The organism is Deltaproteobacteria bacterium (genome assembly GCA_003194485.1).
GTDB lineage: Bacteria > Desulfobacterota > Dissulfuribacteria > Dissulfuribacterales > UBA3076 > UBA3076.
Map to the genome: position 1 here is coordinate 1 of PQXD01000018.1, position 20,733 is coordinate 20,733.

General features: G+C 49.0%; 18 protein-coding genes. 8 read left to right on the forward strand and 10 right to left on the reverse strand.

Annotation, left to right across the window (positions count from 1 at the left end; genetic code table 11):
- Positions 1-297 precede the first annotated feature (297 nt).
- The 3 genes from C4B57_09515 to C4B57_09525 all read right to left on the reverse strand — a co-directional run bounded on the left by C4B57_09515 (position 298) and on the right by C4B57_09525 (position 4,886).
- Positions 298-1,296, reverse strand: a complete 999-nt coding sequence (locus tag C4B57_09515) for a hypothetical protein (protein PXF53410.1) — start codon at positions 1,294-1,296, stop codon at positions 298-300.
- A gap of 530 nt (positions 1,297-1,826) precedes the next feature.
- Complete coding sequence (gene glnD, locus C4B57_09520) at positions 1,827-4,418, reverse strand: [protein-PII] uridylyltransferase (protein PXF53411.1); 2,592 nt, start codon at positions 4,416-4,418, stop codon at positions 1,827-1,829.
- A gap of 84 nt (positions 4,419-4,502) precedes the next feature.
- Positions 4,503-4,886 carry a hypothetical protein gene (locus C4B57_09525; GenBank protein ID PXF53412.1) on the reverse strand — a complete coding sequence of 128 codons (384 nt, stop codon included), beginning with the start codon at positions 4,884-4,886 and terminating at the stop codon, positions 4,503-4,505.
- 333 nt (positions 4,887-5,219) lie between these two features.
- Here C4B57_09525 and C4B57_09530 point away from each other — a divergent pair, with 333 nt between their 5' ends.
- From C4B57_09530 to C4B57_09565, 8 genes are all read left to right on the forward strand, one after another.
- Complete coding sequence (locus C4B57_09530) at positions 5,220-6,119, forward strand: nodulation factor ABC transporter ATP-binding protein NodI (protein PXF53452.1); 900 nt, start codon at positions 5,220-5,222, stop codon at positions 6,117-6,119.
- Between the two features lie 152 nt (positions 6,120-6,271).
- Positions 6,272-7,027, forward strand: coding sequence for a hypothetical protein (locus tag C4B57_09535; protein ID PXF53413.1), 756 nt, complete (start codon positions 6,272-6,274; stop codon positions 7,025-7,027).
- Positions 6,937-7,536: a tRNA (adenosine(37)-N6)-threonylcarbamoyltransferase complex ATPase subunit type 1 TsaE gene (locus tag C4B57_09540; GenBank protein PXF53414.1), complete on the forward strand. Its 600-nt coding sequence runs from the start codon at positions 6,937-6,939 to the stop codon at positions 7,534-7,536. Before C4B57_09535 ends, C4B57_09540 begins: the two co-directional genes overlap by 91 nt.
- A 6-nt stretch (positions 7,537-7,542) precedes the next feature.
- Positions 7,543-10,236, forward strand: a complete 2,694-nt coding sequence (locus C4B57_09545; GenBank protein ID PXF53415.1) for a valine--tRNA ligase — start codon at positions 7,543-7,545, stop codon at positions 10,234-10,236.
- A gap of 15 nt (positions 10,237-10,251) precedes the next feature.
- Positions 10,252-11,106, forward strand: a complete 855-nt coding sequence (nadC, locus tag C4B57_09550) for a nicotinate-nucleotide diphosphorylase (carboxylating) (GenBank protein PXF53453.1) — start codon at positions 10,252-10,254, stop codon at positions 11,104-11,106.
- A gap of 58 nt (positions 11,107-11,164) precedes the next feature.
- Positions 11,165-11,362, forward strand: coding sequence for a hypothetical protein (locus C4B57_09555; GenBank protein ID PXF53416.1), 198 nt, complete (start codon positions 11,165-11,167; stop codon positions 11,360-11,362).
- A gap of 94 nt (positions 11,363-11,456) precedes the next feature.
- On the forward strand, positions 11,457-11,741 hold the full coding sequence (locus tag C4B57_09560; protein PXF53417.1) for a hypothetical protein: 285 nt from the start codon (positions 11,457-11,459) through the stop codon (positions 11,739-11,741).
- Positions 11,742-11,860: 119 nt separating this feature from the next.
- On the forward strand, positions 11,861-12,910 hold the full coding sequence (locus tag C4B57_09565) for a hypothetical protein (protein ID PXF53418.1): 1,050 nt from the start codon (positions 11,861-11,863) through the stop codon (positions 12,908-12,910).
- Here the strand turns inward: C4B57_09565 and C4B57_09570 are convergent.
- From C4B57_09570 to C4B57_09600, 7 genes are all read right to left on the reverse strand, one after another.
- Positions 12,902-13,714, reverse strand: a complete 813-nt coding sequence (locus C4B57_09570) for an alpha-ribazole phosphatase (GenBank protein PXF53419.1) — start codon at positions 13,712-13,714, stop codon at positions 12,902-12,904. The two genes, C4B57_09565 and C4B57_09570, sit on opposite strands and share 9 nt — an antisense overlap.
- Positions 13,683-14,492 (reverse strand): adenosylcobinamide-GDP ribazoletransferase, encoded by an 810-nt coding sequence (locus C4B57_09575; GenBank protein PXF53420.1) that lies wholly within the window; start codon positions 14,490-14,492, stop codon positions 13,683-13,685. The genes C4B57_09570 and C4B57_09575 overlap by 32 nt, the downstream gene beginning before the upstream one ends.
- Entirely contained in the window at positions 14,444-15,088 is a 645-nt protein-coding gene (locus C4B57_09580) for a hypothetical protein (protein PXF53421.1), read from the reverse strand. The genes C4B57_09575 and C4B57_09580 overlap by 49 nt, the downstream gene beginning before the upstream one ends.
- Positions 15,089-15,095: 7 nt before the next feature.
- Positions 15,096-17,354: an acetyl-CoA carboxylase carboxyl transferase subunit alpha/beta gene (locus C4B57_09585; protein ID PXF53422.1), complete on the reverse strand. Its 2,259-nt coding sequence runs from the start codon at positions 17,352-17,354 to the stop codon at positions 15,096-15,098.
- A gap of 38 nt (positions 17,355-17,392) precedes the next feature.
- Positions 17,393-18,808 (reverse strand): acetyl-CoA carboxylase biotin carboxylase subunit, encoded by a 1,416-nt coding sequence (locus C4B57_09590; protein ID PXF53423.1) that lies wholly within the window; start codon positions 18,806-18,808, stop codon positions 17,393-17,395.
- 395 nt (positions 18,809-19,203) lie between these two features.
- On the reverse strand, positions 19,204-19,629 hold the full coding sequence (locus C4B57_09595) for a hypothetical protein (protein ID PXF53424.1): 426 nt from the start codon (positions 19,627-19,629) through the stop codon (positions 19,204-19,206).
- Between the two features lie 75 nt (positions 19,630-19,704).
- Entirely contained in the window at positions 19,705-20,604 is a 900-nt protein-coding gene (locus tag C4B57_09600) for a hypothetical protein (protein PXF53425.1), read from the reverse strand.
- Positions 20,605-20,733 lie beyond the last annotated feature (129 nt).

Consider the following 20,733-nt stretch of genomic DNA (forward strand, 5'->3'; position numbering starts at 1 on the left):
GGGGTGGAATAAGGCTCTTATGACAATGAATCTCAATAATCAGCATTTCCAGAAAGTCCAGAGGGGCATAAGGCCAAAATTTGGCCGAATCGAAATCTTCGGCTGATATGATTTACGGGACACGCTCTATAGTCACAAGGCAAAAGATAGAGATTATAAATTTAGCTGTCTTCATACCGAACTCCTCTATACGGCAGGCTGATCCTGCCAAACCATAAGCTTTTTTACAACCTCATTTAGCTGGACCTTCCTGTACCTGTTGATCCTTAATAATAGAGTCATTGACCTCTTGATTCCTTATTCTTCATTTTCCTGAGGAACAGGTGTTGACTGCGCATTGGAGATGGCGGCATATTCTTCCACCGGACCATTGGACAGGACGCTTGCGAGATTAGCGATTAATGCCCCCGCAGCTTCTTCAACCGCTCTGTCGATTTGGATCCTTACCGCCGGATCTGCCCACATGCTTACTGGCTCAACCTGTTTTTCCACCCGGTTTGCCCAGACAATCCGGCCATCACTTACATCCTGCAGGGCAAGACTTATTTGAACTACTGCCTGTTTAACCTGGCCTCCCTTAGACGCCAGATATGCGGCTGACGCTCCGGCCGCACCCCATGCAGCAGCATTATATGCGGCATGATCTTCATGTCCGCCATGAATGCTGACAGACTCTGTAGCAAAACGTGGGTGAGATCCACCTGATATGGTAGTCTTTTTGTCTGGAGTTGTGTAAGGTGTTCCCGCATGGCTGCCAAACAGGGCTCCCAAACCGGCGCCGAAACTTAAATCCTGCCAAAGATCATACCGTTCGGATTCCGCAAAGCCGAATAATAGGGCTGAACTCGTATCAAATATAAAGGGCAGGATCCCGCACTGAAGTGGATTGAGAGTATTATCATCTCTTACTTCATATTCAACAATGCGGCCCCTCAGGATGTAATCAGCCCTGAAATAACGCCCTATTTCTTTTATGGTTCTGAGGTCAAGACCAGCCTTTGTAAGCTCAAAGCCCTGTTTGGACTTTTTCATCTGCTCATTTCTTATAACCAGCTTCTGGATCTCTTCCTGCATGGCATCTGACCATCCGGTACCCAGTTCTTCCGTAATTAATCCGTATGAACTAGTGGAGGGAATGGAAGGTTGTCCAATTATCCGGATGACTCCAAGATCAACCAGATATTGCATAACATCTTCTTCAACCGGGACATAAAATCCCTTCTCGGCCAGTCGGTACATCAGGGACTCGTAAATCTTGACCTGCCGGCGGAGAGAATCGTCTGGCTGCACTCCCATGGTATAATCCGCCAAAGGCAATATAACGATTTGTTTTGCCGAACTGTTGGATATTGAACAGAGGTATTGAGGGGTGCAACAGAATCTTTAATTTTTTGGCCGCAACTAGCGAGGCAGGCCATAATTGCCAGTAAAAACAATAAAATGGACCATCTGTTAAACATGACTTCCCTCCTGGAATGCCTATTGTTTCTTACAACATTTTTATCTAATTTAACTTATCGGACATGTATATATAATTACTTAAAAATTTTGTAACCGTTCAGGATTCAGAGGTTCAAAGGTTCTGAGTTCACGGTCATAAGCGCTAAGTTATTTTTGCACCGGATGGACTAATGAACATCGAACATCGAACGTCCAACATCGAATATTGAATGGGAAAAGATGAAGAAACAGAAATAGCCATTGAACGTCACGCAGCGCAAGGCGCCTGCGCTGCGCGTCGGTATTGGATATTCGTTTTTCGTTCGATGTTGGACGTTCGATGTTCGATGTTCATCTTTATAAATTTAACCTTTGAACCCTGAACCTCAGAACCCCTGAACCTTTGAACCCTGAACCTCAGAATTCTGAGACACCCCGCAATTTACTGCATGCAACAGGGCATTTCGGATTTCTTCCTGCAGGTCAGGGGTGCGGATTTTATGCCCCATTTTGTCCTGCACGTAAAAGACATCCACTACCTGGTCAACCTTTGTACCTATCTTGGCTCTGGAAATATTCAGGCCGAAATCCGCCAGTGTACGCGTAACATCATAGAGAAGTCCGATTCTGTCCTCGGCATAGACCTCCACGATTGTATAGAAGTCCGATGCCTCATTGTCCAGGACGACTCGTGCCGAGCGTTTTCGGTATTTCTGCCAGTCGCCCGATCTTGCAGGCCTGTACTTTCCTGCCAGTCGATGGGTCAGTCCCAGCCGGTCGTCCAGCGCCAGCTCCAGATTTGTCTTGAGGGCTTCCCAGTCCTGTTCGTCATAACCTTTGTTTACCGAAGATTTCACATTCACTACATCTATTGCCGTCCCATCCCGTAAGGTAAAAATCTGAGCAGCAAGCACGTTGAGATCGTGAAGGGCCAGAATTCCGAATATCCTGGCAAGGAGGCCCGTTCGGTCCCTGGCCATCACAAGCAGGGACCAGTAAGTTGTCCTGTCCTCAGGAAATATCAGAGAAGGCCGATCCGACAACTGAACCTTGAGCTGAAAATGCCTTTCAATGGCCTCAGGAGTAAAGCCCAGTATATACTCATCAGGCATTATGGAAAGACGCTCCTGCGCATTTTCTCCGAGCCTGGAGGCTATCTGTTGCTTCATCCACTCTAAATCCAGGGTCCTGTGGTAATCATAGATCTCTGATCCTTCCAGGAAGAGGGTAATTTTCAAGTATAGTTCATGCACCAGCGCAGCTTTCCAATCATTCCAGACGTTTGGTCCGGTTGCCCTCGAGTCCGCTATGGAGAGGAGATAGAGCATATTTAACCGTTCAAGGTCTTGTATCTCCCCGGCGCATTTCATTATGAGGCTTTCATCTTCCAGGTCCCGTCTCGTGGCAATATGCACCAAATATAGATGGTTCTGCACAAGAAAGGTAAGACAGTCACGTTCTTCTATGGAAAGTCCCATCCTCTTCCCTATATCATGGATCATTCCGGCCCCCCGTTCAGCGTGGTGTCCACCGCGACCCTTTCCTATATCGTGTAGCAGGGCGGATAGATAGAGTATGTGGGGTGATTTCAGGGCCATAAAAATCCGGCGCTCTTCCTTCTCCAGATCATGAAGTTCGGCAACAGTCTGGAGTAAGTGCCTATCCACTGTATGAATGTGATAAACATCGTGTTGGACCAGGGATTTTATCAAAGAAAACTCCGGGATGTAGGCGGCAAGAAGGCCTGTATCCAGCATAGCCTCCATGACCTCCAAAGGCCTTTTTGCATCCTGAAGCGCCTGCATAAATGCCTTGGCCATGTGTTTTGAGGTTCTCAGCTTCTCGTCTACAAGGTCCAAGTTGGCGCTTACAAGCCGCCTTGTGCTATAATGTACAGGCAGTCCGGTCCTGGCCGCATGGGCAAAGAGCCGCATCAAAAGATGGGGACGTTCTTCGAGTAGTGATGGTTCTGTGAGTTTTATGCGGCAATCAATGACCTCTATGCCGGGCTCGAGAATCTCGTTTTCTTTGCCGCATGTGGAAAGTTTCGAGATCTCCTTAACATTTTCAAAAAACAGGTCCGATATGGCAGCTATGGTCTGCAGGTTGCCATGAACTTCCCTCATGAAATGTTCCACACCAAGCATATTGTTACTGTCCTTATACCCAAGGAAACCGGAAACATCTTCCTGATATTCGAAAAAAAGTCTGTCGTTTTTGCGAGAGCTGATATAGTGGAGCCTGTTTCTTATCCGTAGCAGAGAATCCCATGAATCTTCCAGCGCAATCCTTTCCTTCCGGGTAATGAGCCCTGCCTCTTCAATGGATCTGGTACCTTCCAGTCCAAAAAGAACCTTAGAAGTCCATAAAATTGCATTAATGTCCCTCAGGCCTCCCCTGCTTTCTTTAATGTTGGGCTCAAGGAGATAGGCATTGGCTCCAAAGCGCCTATGCCTTTCCTTTCTGTGGGCGATCATGTCCTCCACAAAGGTTTTTTTCCTGTCCTTCAAAAATCTCTGAATGAATTCGCGCTCCAGCCGGATAAAGAGTAAATGGTCTCCGCGGATAAACCTTGCATCTAATAGTGTTACCTGAAAGAAAAAGTCTTTCTGGGCATCAGCCAAACAGGCCTCAACAGTCCTCACACTGTGGCCCACCTCTAACCCGGCATCCCACAGGGGATAAAACACGGATTCAGCAACAGCGGGCACCCGATCTTCTACTTCTGGTTCATAAAGCAACATCACATCAATATCAGAAAATGGAAAGAGTTCTGCTCTTCCGTATCCTCCCAAGGCTATCAAGGCCATTTTTTCTTCGGCTTCAGGACAGGCAGAAAATGCCTCTGATAAAAAGACATCCATAATCCTGGCGTGCTCTACAAGAAGCTCCCGTCCCATGAGACCCCGCTCCCATAGGGTTTGCAGGGCCTCACGGCCGGAACGTAACCCATCCGATTTTGATAAATGATCTGGCATTTGACTCTGACCTTTCGCACTACCTGCAGCCTGCAGAGATTTGCAGTGTTCCCACCTGATAAGTTCTATAAGACTCAGCCCTGTCTATTCATCATGTCCTTCTTTTTTCCATTTATCCAGTTTTTTCTCATAAAAAGAGATTTGATCATTCAGGTCCTTTAATCCCCAGGCATAGACATAACTGAAACGTGCATCATGACCAATTTGAGTCATGAACCTGAATCTGAGAGTACTAAAATAGCAAAAGAAATATAAGTCACGACATACGGGATAACCTTTTGAAATACTTCTTTGAGCCAGTTCTAAAAAGAAGACTTCTTCACGGTCATTAAACTCCCTTAAAAATTGTTCCTTTTGCCAGTGAGTAATTGCTTCGGGTTTGGGTTTGGAGGACAAAGCCCGTCCTTCGTTCTTTTTTATTAACGTCCGATTCTCTCTTTTCTTTTTCCGCCAGGGCAAAAATCTCATTCTTTTCAAAAAAATCTAACCGGCAGAGTTTGATCCGCTATCGCCATGATCGATGCTCTGTCCACGCGCTTTTTGAACTCCTGTTACCCGTCTTTTCCTCGAATTCCAAAAAAACTGCGTCTGCAGTCAGTCGTCCAGTACTCCAACATTCCATTGTTCCAATTATGAACGAAACGAACTAAGTTCGCCATAGTTGTGCCGTAGCCGTTCACACTCCTTGGCAGCAGGGGAGTGAATGATTACAATAACCTGGGATAATTGCTTATGAAATTAACAGCGCAAGAAAAAGCGAAGGGGATAAAAACAGGCAACGCCGAAATACCCCTTGTAGAGATCCGGAATCTCACAAAGCGATTCGGAGACAGGATCGCAGTCAGTGATCTCGACCTCAGTATATACCCCGGAGAGTGTCTGGGGCTGCTCGGCCCTAATGGGGCCGGAAAGACTACCACCATATATATGCTCCTGGGCATTGTCCGGCCCACTTCAGGTGAAATCAGTATCTTTGGTGAATCTATCCCCAAACGGCTGAAACACGTAAAATCGAGGATGGGCGTGGTACCACAGGCAGACAACCTGGATCCTGATCTGACTGTATTTGAAAACCTTCTCGTCTATGCCGCGTATTTTGGAATAGACCATTCCATAGCCAGGAAGCGGGCAGACGATCTCCTCGGTTTTTTTGCCTTGAAAGATCGAAGTGATGAGATCATTCAACATCTTTCAGGTGGTCAGCGAAGGCGTCTTCTCCTGTCAAGGGCCCTGATAAATGCGCCGGAACTGCTGATCCTTGACGAGCCCACCATAGGTCTTGATCCCCAGGCCAGACACTTGATGTGGGAGCGTCTTGAAGACCTGAGATCCCAGGGTACTACCATGCTCCTTACGAGCCACTATATGGAGGAGGTGTCCCGCCTGGCCAACAGGGTATTGATACTTGATGAAGGGAAAATAGTTGCGCAGGGGGATCCTGGAGAAATGGTGGCTGATATGATAGGATTTGAAGTGTTTGAGGTGGCTGACAGCCCGGAAAGGCTTGACACCCTGGAGAAAACTCTCCGCTCCTGCAAGGTGGATACAGAGAAGGTAGCAGACAGGCTCTTCATATACGTCCATGAACCATGTGCCGAGCTTGAGACCATGGCCATTTCCTTCTGTCATGTCAGCAAAAGACCGGCAAATCTGGAAGATCTGTTTTTAAAGCTGACAGGGAGGTCTCTGAGAGAAAAATGATGTGGCGTAACGTTTGTACTTCCCTGCAGCCGGCAAGCCTTTGCAGGGTTTTGGGCAGCGGGCAGATCGCAACAAAGCGGCATTTGCACCGGATTATGCCTTGAAACCCGAGAAAGGCTGCCGGCTGCAGGGAAGGGAGTGAATAATTCTTTATGCGGCTGCTTTTTTATAAAGTATGGCTGAGAAATGCCAGGGTATGGCGAAAGCACGTGCAGGCCAGCTTGATAGGAAACCTGGGCCAGCCATTCCTTTTTCTGCTGGCAATGGGTTTCGGCCTTGGGAGGCAAATACCGCAGATAGAGGGAGTTACATACCTCCAGTTCATAGCCCCCGGCCTGGTGGCTTCAGCAGTTATGTACAGCGGTTCCTTTGAAACCATGTATGGCTCTTACACCAGACTTACTACCCTGCGGACTTACGAGGCCATCCTCGCGACTCCTGTGAGCGTTGAGGAGCTTGCGCTGGGAGAGATTGTCTGGGCGGCAACCAAGGGCATAATTTCAGGGCTCATAATGCTTGCAACCCTCCCGCTTTTTGGCCTGATTCCCTCTCCGTGGGTATTGGCCCTTATCCCCATGCTCTTTCTGGAAGGGATCCTGTTTGCATCCCTGGGGCTCATAATGACCGCCCTGGCAAGTGACTACGAATTCTTCAATTATTTCACTTCACTTTTTATTACGCCGCTTTTCCTGTTCTCAGGCATCTTTTTTTCCATAAGCGCCATGAACCCGGCCATACAGAAAGTTTCACTGGCCTTGCCCCTGACTCATGCAGTCAATCTTTCACGCATGCTCTGTTACGGCAGGATCGGACCTGATTGGCCTGTTCACGCATTGGTCATAACGGTTCTGTCCATTGCCTGTGCCTGGATTGCCATTGTGCTCATCAGGCGGAGACTCATACTGTGAGGCTACGATATATACTGAAGGGTATAGAGGCCACTAATGTCCTGGGGAATTGTGTGTCAACCGTGCTCGGACCCGGTAACCTCCTGCTTTTGTCAGGGGACCTTGGAGCAGGAAAAACAAGTCTGACCAAGGCAATAGCCTCTGGCCTCGGAATAGAGGAAAAGGAGGTGACAAGCCCTTCTTTTACCATAATCCACGAACATCTGGGCGGTCGCTTGCCCTTAATTCATGTGGATCTATACCGGCTTGGTCCTCCCCATGCAGATATCACTGAGATAGGGCTTGAAGAATATTTTGACGGAAAGAACGTGATAATCGTCGAATGGGCCGAATACCTGAAAGACCCGCTGGCAGAAACGGCGCTTAAAATGGACTTGGTTTTTGTTGATGAGCAAAGCAGGAAGGTATATCTGACCGGCAAAGCCGGGATATGGCGCGAAAGACTTCTGCTGATTGATGATTGCATGAAACAAAGCTATTCTGACCAGCGATTTATAAGAAAGGAGTAAATACTGATGCCTGATGAGGCAAGCAATAAAGCCCTCCCCAAGGCCTATGACTTCCGTGACGTGGAACGGCATTGGTACGAGGAGTGGGCACAGGAAGGCCTGTTCGAGGCCATGTTTGACCCTGAGCGTCCCTACTTCTCCATGGTGATACCGCCTCCCAATGTCACGGGTGTACTGCATATCGGCCACGCCCTTAACAATACTCTTCAGGATATCCTTGTCCGGTACAAGAGGATGGATGGATATAACACCCTTTGGGTCCCTGGAACAGATCATGCCGGTATTGCCACACAGATTGTGGTGGAGCGCAGCCTGGATGCAAATGGCCTGTCCCGCCACGACCTCGGACGAAAGAAGTTCATAGAGAAGATCTGGGAATGGAAGGCCTCAAGCGGCGGCAAAATCATCGAGCAACTGAAGGGCCTTGGCTGTTCATGTGACTGGTCAAGGGAAAGGTTCACAATGGATGAAGGCCTTTCAAGGGCTGTAAGAGAGGTCTTTGTGCGTCTGTATGAAGAAGGCCTGATATACAAAGGGAATTATATAATCAACTGGTGTCCGAGGTGTCACACCGCCCTTGCCGACATTGAGGTGGAACACGAACAGACAAAAGGACACCTGTGGTATATACGCTATCCGCTTGCTGAGAAGACAGAAAAAATCATCAAATTCATAACCGTTGCCACCACAAGGCCGGAAACCATGCTGGGAGATACGGCAGTGGCCGTCCATCCTGAAGATTCCCGTTACAAGGACCTTGTCGGCAAGGATCTTGTGCTCCCGCTGTTAAACAGACGCATACCGGTGATTGCGGATACGGCGGTAGAGCCCAGGTTCGGTACAGGTGCGGTAAAAGTCACCCCTGCCCACGACCTTAACGACTTTGAAATAGCAAAAAGGCACGGGCTCCAATCCATCAATATCTTTGATGAAAGCGCAATACTCACCGAAGCTGCCGGCCAATATGCCGGTCTCGACCGCTATCAGGCCAGAAAGCAGGTCATTGCCGACCTGAATAAGCAGGGCCTGCTGGAAAAGGAAGAGGCCTACGACCTGGCAGTGGGCGTATGTTATCGCTGCAAGACAGTGGTGGAGCCCAGACTTTCAAGACAATGGTTTGTAAAGGTCGCGCCCCTCGCAGGACCTGCCCTCAAGGCAGTGAAGGATAAGCGGACTATCCTGGTCCCGGCCTCCTGGGAAAGGACATATGATGAGTGGATGACCACTATACGGGACTGGTGCATATCCCGCCAGATCTGGTGGGGGCACCGCATCCCGGCCTGGACCTGCACTGCCTGCAGTGAAGTTATCGTGGCAAGAGAGGAGCCTGAAGCATGCCCCAAATGCGGGAACACGGACCTCGAGCAGGAGAGCGATGTACTTGATACCTGGTTCAGCTCAGCCATCTGGCCCTTTTCTACTCTCGGATGGCCTGACAAGACCCCTGAACTTGAGGTCTTTTACCCCACGTCAGTACTTATAACCAGCTTTGACATCCTGTTCTTCTGGGTGGCCAGGATGATGATGATGGGCCTTCACTTCATGGGGGACGTCCCGTTTGAGCACGTATATCTGCATGCCCTTATCAGGGACGTCGAGGGGAAAAAGATGAGCAAGTCAAAGGGGAACGTAATTGATCCTCTGACCATCATGGAGAAGTACGGAACCGATGCGGTACGCTTCACCCTGGCGGCCTTTGCCGCCCAAGGCAGGGACATAAAGCTGGCAGAAGAGAGGATCGAGGGCTACCGCCACTTTGTCAACAAGATCTGGAACGCGGCCCGGTTTGTACTTCTTAATCTGAAAACCGGAGAAGATGCCATGACCGAGGCTCCTGGACCTGATTCTTTTTCCGATCCATCAGAAAGGTGGATACTTTCACGCCTCAACCAGGTGACCTGCGCTGTGCGGAAGGCACTGGACGAATTCGCTTTTGATGTTGCCGCAAAAGAGCTGTACCAGTTTTTCTGGCATGAATACTGCGACTGGTATCTTGAGCTTGCAAAGCCCGCGCTTTCCGGAGCTGAACCTGATCGATATGACGCGGCCAGATGGGTGACGCTCACTGTACTTGATCACAGCCTCAGGCTCCTCCACCCCTTTATGCCCTTTGTGACAGAGGAACTCTGGCACCATCTCCCCGGGCAAAGGGGATACATCATGGTCTCACCTTTCCCCGGGCCTGTTGAGGCGTGGAACGATGTCCGGGCAGAAGGCATAATCAAACAAGTAATGGGGGTGGTAAGTTCCATCCGGAATGCAAGATCTGAAATTGGAATACACCCGGGGGCCAAGATCACTGTAATCGCCCTGCCGCACTCTGAGAATGCTTACCGTTTTCTGGATTCCCAGGAAAAGGCCATAAAAACTCTTGCCGGGGTGGAGACCCTGAGCTTTCTGAAAGAAGGGGAGGCACGCCCCGAGGGTGCAGCTACGATCATACTCGATGATATTGAGATCTTCATACCTCTTGAGGGATTTGTCGATATTGAGGAAGAACTCCGAAAGCTCAACAAGGAGGAGAAAAAGCTCTACATGGAGCTTACCAAGACAGAGGCCAAGCTCAAGAATGTAAACTTTCTTTACAGGGCACCTCAAGAGATCGTGCAGAAAGAACGCGACAAGGTCAACAGGTTCCAGACCAAACTGAAAAAAATTATCTCTCACAGAGAGACCCTTGAAGGCATACTCAGGAGATAGACAGTGGCACCGGACATATATCCGCCACACCGCTTTTTATACAGTCGGCAAGTATACGCAGCCCTGGCAGAAGACCTTGAACACGGTGACATAACCACCGATGTCACAGTACCCCCTGAGGTCTCCGGTTCAGCCGTTATCGTTGCCAGGGAGGCTGCCGTAATAGCAGGTACATTTGTAGCCCAGGAGGTCTTCAGACAAATTGACCCGGACATACGGTTCAAAGAAACAAGGGAAGAGGGCTCGGAGGTCTCCAGGGGCGATGTAGTCATGGATCTTTGCGGGAAGCTTGCCGCTATTCTCCAGGCAGAACGGGTGGCACTTAATTTCCTTCAACGCCTGTGCGGCATTGCCACCCTCACCAGGCGTTTTGTACAGGAACTCTCAGGCCTTCCCTGTAAATTGGTGGACACCAGGAAGACTACACCGGGAATGAGAATGCTTCAGAAGTATGCGGTAAGGATAGGAGGAGGCCATAACCATCGCTACAGCCTGTCAGACGGCATTCTCATAAAAGACAACCACATTACGGCATGCGGTTCAATAAAAGAGAGCATAATCCGGGCCAGGGCCGGAGCACCGCACACACTTTTACTGGAAATAGAGGTTTCAGGGATTAAAGAACTCGAAGAGGCCATAAAGGCCGGGGCGGACGCAGTGCTTCTGGACAACATGGACCCGGCAACACTCAAGGATGCCGTATCCCTTGCAAGGAAGCTCAAACCCGGGGTAATCCTTGAGGCATCAGGTGGTATACGTCTTGAAAATGTCCGGGAAATCGCCGAGACAGGAGTGGACATAATCTCAGTAGGACAACTTACCCACTCGGCCGCGGCAAGCGATTTAAGTCTCAAGGTCCTGAAGGAATAGAGGTGTATAGATTTCACTACATAATGAAGGAAGCATTCTATTTACCCATCGTCCTTTATTGTTCACAAAGCTTAATGTAAATATCCGGTGGACCCGTTATATCCTGCCTTGGAGCGGTTACCTTTTTTCCGGGTTTCAAAGCTCACTCATCGCGGACCGGAGAGGCAGTGCAATTTGGCCCGCGATCGAAACCCTGCAAAAGGCAAACCGCTTCTGCGGCAGGGCACGGATGGCAACTTCCACAGTGAACCAGTAACTTCTCAATAATTGAGGCGGATTAGATTTTGCGACTATTCACTGGATTCCGGGTTTCAAAGCTCACTCATCGCGGACCGGAGAGGCAGTGCAATTTGGCCCGCGATCGAAACCCTGCAAAAGGCAAACCGCTTCTGCAGCAACCGGTCACACAGGGTGCTCCTTCTGAAAACGATTTGCGTCAGCCCTGTAGTTTTCTTGGTCTTTGCAGCATGGGAAACCCCCGGCTCCGGAGCGCAGCGGAGGAGAACGGGGGAGGGTCTCCCATGCTGCGAAGGCCTCAGAAAACAAGGGGCGAGAGCATGTTGGAAGAAGGGGCACCCTGTGTGACCGGTTGCCAGTGGACCACGGACGGGTTCATAAGAATATTTATTTTTTAGTAGATCTTAACAACAATCATCATTAACTGCTGACTCAAATGGCATGAATTTTGCTGACTCACCTTTAAAATAACAAGAGGGCTTCCGCTAGTATAAACTATCAGTCTTAAAATCTTAAAATGGATAATGCTGTTCCTCCACAGGTATTAGTAGTAGACGACGACCGTGATATCCTGCAGACAATGCAGATCCGGTTAAAGCTTATGGGCTACCAGGTAGTAACCTGTATAGATCCCCATGATGCCCTGTCTGTTTTTGAACAGGGCAACTTTTCACTAGTTCTCACTGATCAGCGCATGGAAGGTCTGAAGGGCTCTGATCTGGTAAATGAAATCCATCTCAGAGATCCGCATATCCCAATTATCATCATGACTGCATATGGAACAGTGGAAGACGCTGTCAAATCATTGCGACAAGGGGCGTATACCTATCTTCAGAAGCCGGTTGATACTCACGAGTTGGAACTGCATATAAAAAGTGCCATGGAAAAGGCGGCCATGGAGCAGAGGTTGACTCAAGAAAGGAATAAATGGGAAAGGGTCCTGGAGAGCATGGGAGTTGCCCTGGTCCTGCTTGACTCTGACTATACCGTGGCCTGGATGAATCCGATAGCCCAAAGCCTGTATAAAGCAGAAGATTTCTCTCAGGGGCTGCACTGTACTGAAATCATCCCCCGAGGCAGTCTTCCCTGTACCCGCTGCCCGGCCAAGACAGCACTGTCTTCCGGCAAAACCTGCTCTGTGGAGCACCATAATCTGGAAACAGATCACTGGTTCCTCGTAACTGCAATTCCTGTTCAGAACCTCCGGGGAAGTATCGTGCAGGTCGCGGTATTGGCCCTGGATACCACTGAAATCAAAAAGGTCCAGGATATACTTCTAAAGCAAGAAAGGTTTAAAGGCGCTCTTGAAATGGCAGGATCGGCGGCCCATGAGCTTAGCCAGCCCATGCAGGCTATCCTGGGATGGGGTGAGTTGCTTAAGGACCGTCTTGATGAAGATGATCCAAATTTTCGAATCCTGCAGTCAATATGCCAAGAGATTGAAAAACTTGGTAAGCTGACTAAAAAGATCGGCAATGTGACTCGCTATGTAATCATGGATTACCCCGGCAATAGTAATATCATAGACCTGGATAAGGCCTCGCTTGAGAAGAAAGGCTCAGCCTGAAGATTCCAGAAGTCTTGTGATTCCCTTATCTGCTGACCAGTTCAGTAAACGTAAGATCACCGGACCGTCCTGGTAAAAATCCAGGACGTTGACGCAAGCGAAGTCCTGCTCAAGGAAGAATATGTTGTTTAACGAAAGGCCTATCGCTTTTGCAATCAAGACCCTGTTCACACCGCCATGACTTACTATTGCCACGGTTTTTTCTTTATATTCCTTGAGAACCTCGCCTATGACACGCCAAACGCGTAAAGCGACTTCTGCCAGATTCTCTCCCTGCGGTGGTCTGTAAGACTCCGGTTTTTTCATGTATTCTAAAATGGCACCGGGATATCCTGCTTCCACGGCATCCCAGCCAAGGCCGGACCAGAGGCCAAAATCCGCTTCCCTTAACTCTGACCTGGCCTCCACTGCAAGGCCCCTTTCTCCGGCAATTGCTTTTGCCAGAAAGAGACAGCGGCTGAGATCGCTGCTGAAAATCATGCTGAGCGGGATGTCTTTTAGTCTATCCGCCAGGACGAGGCTCTGCTTTCTGCCACGCTCTGAAAGGTGTATGTCTTGCTGACTGTAGAATACGCTCCCTGCATTTTCTACCTCTCCATGTCTTAAGAGTATAATTCGAGCGGGTTTTTTCATTGAGTCTATTTTGAAATTGGAAATTTGGGCTTTATGCCTTTGTACTGTTTCAGATGATCGCATTATCTGATAGCCCACGGTATTCTGAACCTTTTTGTTCCACTTGCCCCGATTTCCGATTTCAAGCCGTGAACGGCTATTAGAAATTAATTCTGCAAACCGCTGCCGCACCAAGAAACAGCAAGGTCTCGGATACCTCTAAGTGTCCTCCCAGCACATCTCCTGTCACGCCTCCAAGCCTCATCCTGAACCATAAAGATGCCAGCAGACTCCAGGCTACTACTCCGGCAAAGAGCCAGATGCCCCATAGTCCCCAGATAAACCATGCGGCCCCGAGGGCCGTCGGACCAGCCAGGGCCAGGGTCCACCTGGTGCCAGGCCCCACAAATGCCTCGCCAAGACCTCCCTCGGGCCGGGCATAGATTGAAAAGGATGCCATGACATTCAGTGCCCAACGGGAAAGGCAAGGGCACAGCAATACCGCCTCCCAGGCCCCCCTGCCGGACAAAACCGCAAGGGCCGATGCCTTAAGTATCAATACGAGTACAAGGACCAGGATTCCCAGGGCACCGCTGTGGCTGTCCTTCATGATACTCAAGGCCTTTTCAGGTCCTGCCCCGCTTCCTATGGCGTCGGACGTGTCAGTCAGGCCATCCAGATGCAATCCCCTGGTAAGAAAGGCCAGCCAGGCCACATCCATCGCACCCACAACAGACGGAGGCCATAGATCTTTTGCTGCCCAGTCAAAGCCCGCAACCAAACCACCGAGTAACAAGCCGACTGATGGAAAGAATGCAAGAGATGCCTTCAACTCCGAATCTTTGAATGACAAACCAGGAGCCAGGGGAATTATGGTCAGAAACTGAAGGGCAAACAGGACACTTTTAATACCGGCGACTCCTATTTCTCCCACTCCGCATGGATCCTCTGGATAACTTTCCGCACATATTGGAGCTTATCAGGAGGACAGATCCCCAAGAGCGGGGATCCCTGTTCCACCATATCCCCTGATTTGAAATAGATCTTGTAAAGCGTCCCCGGGACCCCTTCATAGCTGATCACCGTATCCCTTTTCATAAGAGACATGATCAATACCTCATTTCCGGATTCCACGGGCACGCCTCTTTCAGGCTGCTTTTCCATCTTTGCTGAAATCTCAGGCGCAAGGAAATACCTGGCCCGCTGCGGAGCAGGAAGGATGTAAAGAACCCGGGTCAGGATACGGTCAATAATCTCCTCTTTATCCAACTGGTGCCGTATAGAGAGGAGCAGTTCACCCGCCTCTACAAATCGGCCCTCAAGGTCAAGGCGGATTCCGCTAACCTGTCCATTCCAGAGGGCGGTCACTCTCTTCACGTTCCGTTCCCTCTCGATGACATAGAGCAGGGTCCCGGGTCGATGGAGCCACTCTCCACTCGGCCCCTTGACTGTCTGGCCTTCCTTCACCTTAAAGGATACGATCCCCGTATGGGGTGTCTCAACAGGATAATCCTCAAACGGATGAGAACGATAGCGCCTTAATAGGTCGTTTAGATTGATGTCCATCAGCCAGTTATCTGTAATAGAGATTAGGGCCTCCCAGCGTCATCAAGGCATCATAGAGGTTCTTTTTGAACTCGCGCCTGTCCCAAATTCCCTGAATGTGACCCCGCCTGAGGGCATTCTTGGCGCTGTGATAATCAGGGGGAACATCCTGACCTGTGGTCTCCCTTATAACCCTTGGACCGGCAAAACCGATTCTGGAAGAACGCATGGCGAACTGATAGAGTGAGCATCCCAGAAAGCTGGCTACAGGACCGGCGTACGAATTATTGTCATAAACTACTATATAGAGACCACCGCTGTCATTATATTCCCTTACCGCAAGGGTGCATTTTGGCATCTGAACCACACCAAGTGTCCCTTCATGAATACGGATCCCGCCTGTACCATGTATGTAAGCCAAAAGAGGTCTTCGGGTAGTACTGGCAATATCGCATGCCCTTACGAACTTTTCTCCCTCAGCAGTTCCGACCGTCCCGCCCCTGAAGTTGCTGAAAAGCATGGCTACCACCAGCCTTATCCCCCCGACCTTGGCATCAAAGGTTATCATGCTGGAGTTACGACCGGTACGCCTTATGTCCCTATTAAGACGGACATCAAAACCCTTAAAACCAAGGGGATTGGATGAGGCTATATGATTATTGAATTCATGGACAGAATTCTTGTCAAAAAGATTCTCAAGATACCACTGGTACTCAAGTGGAAAGTGATGGCCACAGTTGGGGCACACTCCACAGGATTCCCCATAGAGGTCAGGCACCCACAGATCCGGGCATCCATATTTTGAGGCATTGGGACAGGTAATAGTACAGTCTTCGTTGGCAAGTGGGCTGACGTAAGATTCCCACTCTTCTGCAAAGATCGATCTGCGCTCGGGCACCTCGGAACGTACGACCTTGCTCGGGCGCTCCGGCTGGGGAAAAACAAAGTCATAGGCCGCTTTTACGGGCTCGGTAACCTTTCGGAGAAACACCGAACCCTCACTTGAGACCTCTTCTATTACCTTCTGAACGTTTCGCCGGTGCGGCCGCAGAAGGCCATATCTCAGATCGTAGTATGTCTTGCTGGCAATGTCCTTTGTCTTCCTGATCCCATCAGATAAAACAGTTCTGTTTTCGCGGAAATATCCCTTGCCCAACTCCATATACTTCTTGAACCTGAATTCAAGAAGCCGTTCTATCTCAAGGTCTGTGAGATTCCAGTTTATGAGTAAACCAAAGTCCTCCGGCACCTCCTTCCCTTCCTCTGCCCGCCTTTTCAAGGCATAGGCCCGGAAGGCCCGGAAGTTCTTGGTCTTCAGTACTACCTCGTCGGTAGCACGGAGCATCTCATAGCGAAGCCTGCGGAAAAAGGCGAAATCATCCCGCCTGGCCCCAAGGGGGGGCTCCTCTACAATGCGATCAATAGTGCCGAGCTTCAGGTTGTCTTCAGCGGTTATCTTTAACTGGGCGGCGCAGTGTTCCACAAGCTCTCTGGGGACCTTTTCGCCCTCTCTTATCTTTCCTTCTATTGCAGCTGCACCTTCAGGAGAAATGACCGAGTAATAGCCCCTTGAACCCATAAGCCTGAGACCTGAAACCCCTATTGCCTCAGCGCCACCAGAACCACCTTCGGAGATAAAAGATACCGTGGGGACCCTTAGCTTTGCCATTATATATAGATTGCGGGCTATCTGCTGTGCGGCTCCGGGGTAATCTTCAACAGGGTAAGACCCTGGAGTAAAAATATAGAAATGTATGGGAATGCCTTCGGTCTCAGCTACCCTCATATACTTCAGGGCCTTATCATTTCCCCAGGGCCTGGCACATCCTCCATTTCTGTATTCCTCTCCCCGGCCCTTTTCATGGCCTATAACCATGACTTGATGGCTGTATAGCTTGTTTTTGACTCTTCTCGATATGGTAGCTCTGGCCACTACTATCGCAGGGTCAATATTGCAGTCTCTATCACCACCCAACTCGGTATAAGAGTCATATACATTCTCCAGGACATCCATAAGTGTAAAGCGCTGGAGGCTCCGGACGATGTTCACGATCTCTGCAGGACTGAGCTTCTCAGCGACTCTGTCTTCCAGAAAGGATACCCTGTCCTCGATCCGGCCGATTTCCTCAAAGAGATCCGCCTCTTTTATATCAAAGATAGACTGACGAAGGGCCTGGACCCGTTCGATAAGATCGCCGATATTGGACCACTCGCTGTTTCCCTTGATATCAATAAGATATGAGATCCGGTCAGCGAGCTGACTCAGTATTTTGCCGCTATCTGCCATATATACCCGGTCCGTATGCATTCATGTATTATCGGTAATCAAAATTGAAGCACGTCATCAATCCGATTATAAAGGTATTCCAGATTTGTGATAATGCTTTCATCACCTGCCCCTGTACCTTCTATAGCAATCCCTCTCAGAAACTGCCTGGCCCTTTCTTTGGCCTGTTCCGTATCCCGGCCCCATATAATGGCAAGAGCAAAGTTGGGATCATACTCTGTGGGAATATTATATGGCGTATCTCTGGGCACATGAGAATAAAGCCTTGCCCAGGTCTCATCCGGATAATCAAAGCGTGTGATGGTACCGCACCAAGGCGCAAAACCCCTTCTGGCATCTTCAGCGACGATCCTCAGCTCTATGCTGGTCCCCTCAAAGGATATATCTTTTTGGGTAAAACCCAGTCTATCCCCAAGGGCCACTCTTATCTGCTCCCTGATCAAATTTGGAGGCCCATCACTCCCGCTTATTCTTGAAATGCATCCTGAAATTTCGTTTTCAACCTGTATGCGGGTGTTGACCTCCATAAGGCAGGGGCTGCCATCTCTGGATACTATCCACTCCCATGTCCCTATGTTGTCATAGCCAACATGTTTTGCCAGACGTACAGAATACTCCACGATCCGGTCCAGGACTGCTTTTGCATCAAAAGGATATTCGCATACAGAGGGATCAAAGCCGGGAGCCACCTCTAACCTCTTCTGCCTGCCGGCACTCTGTATTGTGCAGTTTCTGGTCCCGAAGTGCACCACCTCCCCATGGGGGCTGCATAAAAGCTGAACTTCAAGGTGCTGATAATCTCTGAGACACTGTTCAATCAGGACCCCTTCATCCCCGAACTGACGCTTGGCATAGTTCTGGATCCGCCGGTAGATTCTCCTGAAGGCATCGAGGTGGCTGACCTCTTCGATACCCATACCTCCGCCGCCGGCAGAGGCCTTTACCAGAATAGATGGATGCTGAATGCCCTGTTCTTTCTGGAGAAAAAAAAGTTCCTCCGCCACCTCCTCAGCCTCCAGTTCATTATAGATCGGTCCGTCAGATCCCGGAATCACCGGCACATTAAGGTTCTTTGCCAGGCGCTTGGTGTTTATCTTACTGCCGAGATCCCTTATGACCTCCCATCTGGGGCCTATAAAGATCAGAGGCCTGATCCTCATGGCGGCCCTTCTGGCAAAACTGTAATTCTCAGAAAAAAATCCATACCCAGGATGAATAGCAGTACATTCAGCCTCATCTGCCACTGAAAAAATCTCATTGGGGTCATTGTATCTGGCTATACGATAAGCCTTCTTAAAACCGCCTTCTTCCTGCTGTGCAATTCGAACGTGCAATGAAAATTCGTCTTCCTTTGTATATAGGACCACGTAGTCCAGACCGAGATCCTTGCAGGCCTGAATAATGCGGAGGGCAATCTCTCCGCGGTTGGCTATTAATACACGTTCCTTGCCCATAAATCCTCTTCCATTTCGCTGACTTATACCGGATTAAGCAAAGCCGGTCAATTTAGAACGGAAGCATTCCCTGTTTGCCCACACATGATAGTTGCTCAGCAGGGTAGCTTTTCTGACCATTTCAAAAGGCTCCGCCCCTTATTTTCCATGAATTTCAGACAACAAGTGGATCTGGAGCAAAGCACAACTATAGAATTGCTCCGATAAAGGATGTCAAGCAGACGCCGCAAAAATCGGTGATCTGCACAGACCTTATAAGTTGGGATGGCCTGAGATTGTCGGTGGGTTCATTGCGCTTAACCCCTTCTGTGATTTCGCACAGTCTCGACTTGACGATGGATATTGAGGGCGTAACCCAACAAACAATTCAGGTCAGGTGTTTTATAGCACGCTCATTATCTACAGATCTCAAACTCTTCCCCTGTCACGCGATTAACATATGTCCGACAGTAAGAGCCTTCAAACTTGAAACCGCAGAGAACCAGATGGATATTCTTGATTTGTTCGTCACCCTGCTGCTTGTGATCCGGCGTCTCTTGAAGGCCTATTTGCGAACCTCCAATTACAATATCTTTACACATATTTGCAAAAAATCCCGCCGGAGCCTCACACTCATCTTCACTCCCTTCTCTTTCTTTGCATGTTGGAATACGCTTTCCTGATTCCGCATCTAACAGTGTCAGCCCGCCTTCTGCATTTATCAGAATCACCTCAGTTGCAGATTCTTCCTTGATAGCTTTGTCAACCGGACTACAGGAAGCCAATATCATCACAATAGACAAAACAGCCGCAAGTTTTCCTATCACCTTTCCTTTGCACATCGTCTTTTCCTCCTTAAGTAAGCATAGAATATATTCAGCCTTTACAGATACAATCTCAAACTACTTTTTTAACACTCAGAACCACAGATTAAGCTTTGCAAAAAAAGTCCGCTCCGGCTGGAAACAAGAGATTCGGGGTTCACCGGTTCCAAAGCCAGGACTCTGAAAACTAAAATCCTGGTCAAACAGATTATTAATGCCGACATTCATTAGACCATATCTCTTAGGGAACCGGTAGCCAATAGAAATATCGGTAACAAAGAAATCGTTTTTCTCCTTAACGGTGCCTGTTGTGGCCGCTACGAAGTCTACATTTTGGTTCACATAGGTAGCCCTTATCCTTGAGAATAGCCCATTTGGTCTATAATAGCTCAGTGTAATCGGTATGGTATGTGTCGTAACTTCAGCAGGGTCGGAGGAATTTTGCTTTCCATCTTCATAATCCCTCTTTAAATATTCATATTGATATTCGGCACCTATCGCCAAGGACCTATAAGGAACCCAATAAAAATATGCCCGGTGCAAATCCTCGTCAAGGTCCCGGTCTATTAACGAGCCACTGGATATGACAGGCTTTCTGATATCACGCCATGACAATTCGATACCTCCAAAGAGGGTATCTGATAAGCGTTGGTCCAGACCTATTCCATATCGCCATGATCGTGCACCATTCACGTCGTCGAAGAACTGATTGAACCCGGCTATTTGTGTAAGCTCAATTGTCTGGTTCGATAAAACCGGTCTTTTTAGCACGCGAAATGCTGCGAGCCGCAGGGTTGTATATGGGTTGGGTTTCCAGATTACCCCTAATTTTGGATTAAACTGGTCTCGATCTCGACCTGGTTGAGAGTAAGATTCAAAGCTTGCGCCCAGAATTGCCGTCAGACTTTGGGTTAACATCATGGGTGCGTAGAGGTAGGCATTAGTATGGTCTATTTTTGTTTTCGAATCGTCAATAACCCATGTATCAAGCACTTCGGTACCTTCTACGATGTCCGTAGTAAAGATGAACCGGCTATCCTGATTGGAATAGCCTGCTCCAATGATTGTTTTGAACCGGTTTCCATGATAGATATGTTGGGCTTCAATCAGATATCCATGACC

Bases quoted from the DNA above. Each gene is read 5' to 3' on its own strand.
- C4B57_09595 (PXF53424.1), bottom strand. From the start codon at position 19,629: ATGTGCAAAGGAAAGGTGATAGGAAAACTTGCGGCTGTTTTGTCTATT.
- C4B57_09525 (PXF53412.1), bottom strand. From the start codon at position 4,886: ATGAGATTTTTGCCCTGGCGGAAAAAGAAAAGAGAGAATCGGACGTTA.
- C4B57_09585 (PXF53422.1), bottom strand. From the start codon at position 17,354: ATGGCAGATAGCGGCAAAATACTGAGTCAGCTCGCTGACCGGATCTCA.
- C4B57_09565 (PXF53418.1), top strand. From the start codon at position 11,861: ATGGATAATGCTGTTCCTCCACAGGTATTAGTAGTAGACGACGACCGT.
- C4B57_09515 (PXF53410.1), bottom strand. From the start codon at position 1,296: ATGGGAGTGCAGCCAGACGATTCTCTCCGCCGGCAGGTCAAGATTTAC.
- glnD (PXF53411.1), bottom strand. From the start codon at position 4,418: ATGCCAGATCATTTATCAAAATCGGATGGGTTACGTTCCGGCCGTGAG.
- C4B57_09590 (PXF53423.1), bottom strand. From the start codon at position 18,808: ATGGGCAAGGAACGTGTATTAATAGCCAACCGCGGAGAGATTGCCCTC.
- C4B57_09545 (PXF53415.1), top strand. From the start codon at position 7,543: ATGCCTGATGAGGCAAGCAATAAAGCCCTCCCCAAGGCCTATGACTTC.
- C4B57_09535 (PXF53413.1), top strand. From the start codon at position 6,272: ATGCGGCTGCTTTTTTATAAAGTATGGCTGAGAAATGCCAGGGTATGG.
- C4B57_09580 (PXF53421.1), bottom strand. From the start codon at position 15,088: ATGGACATCAATCTAAACGACCTATTAAGGCGCTATCGTTCTCATCCG.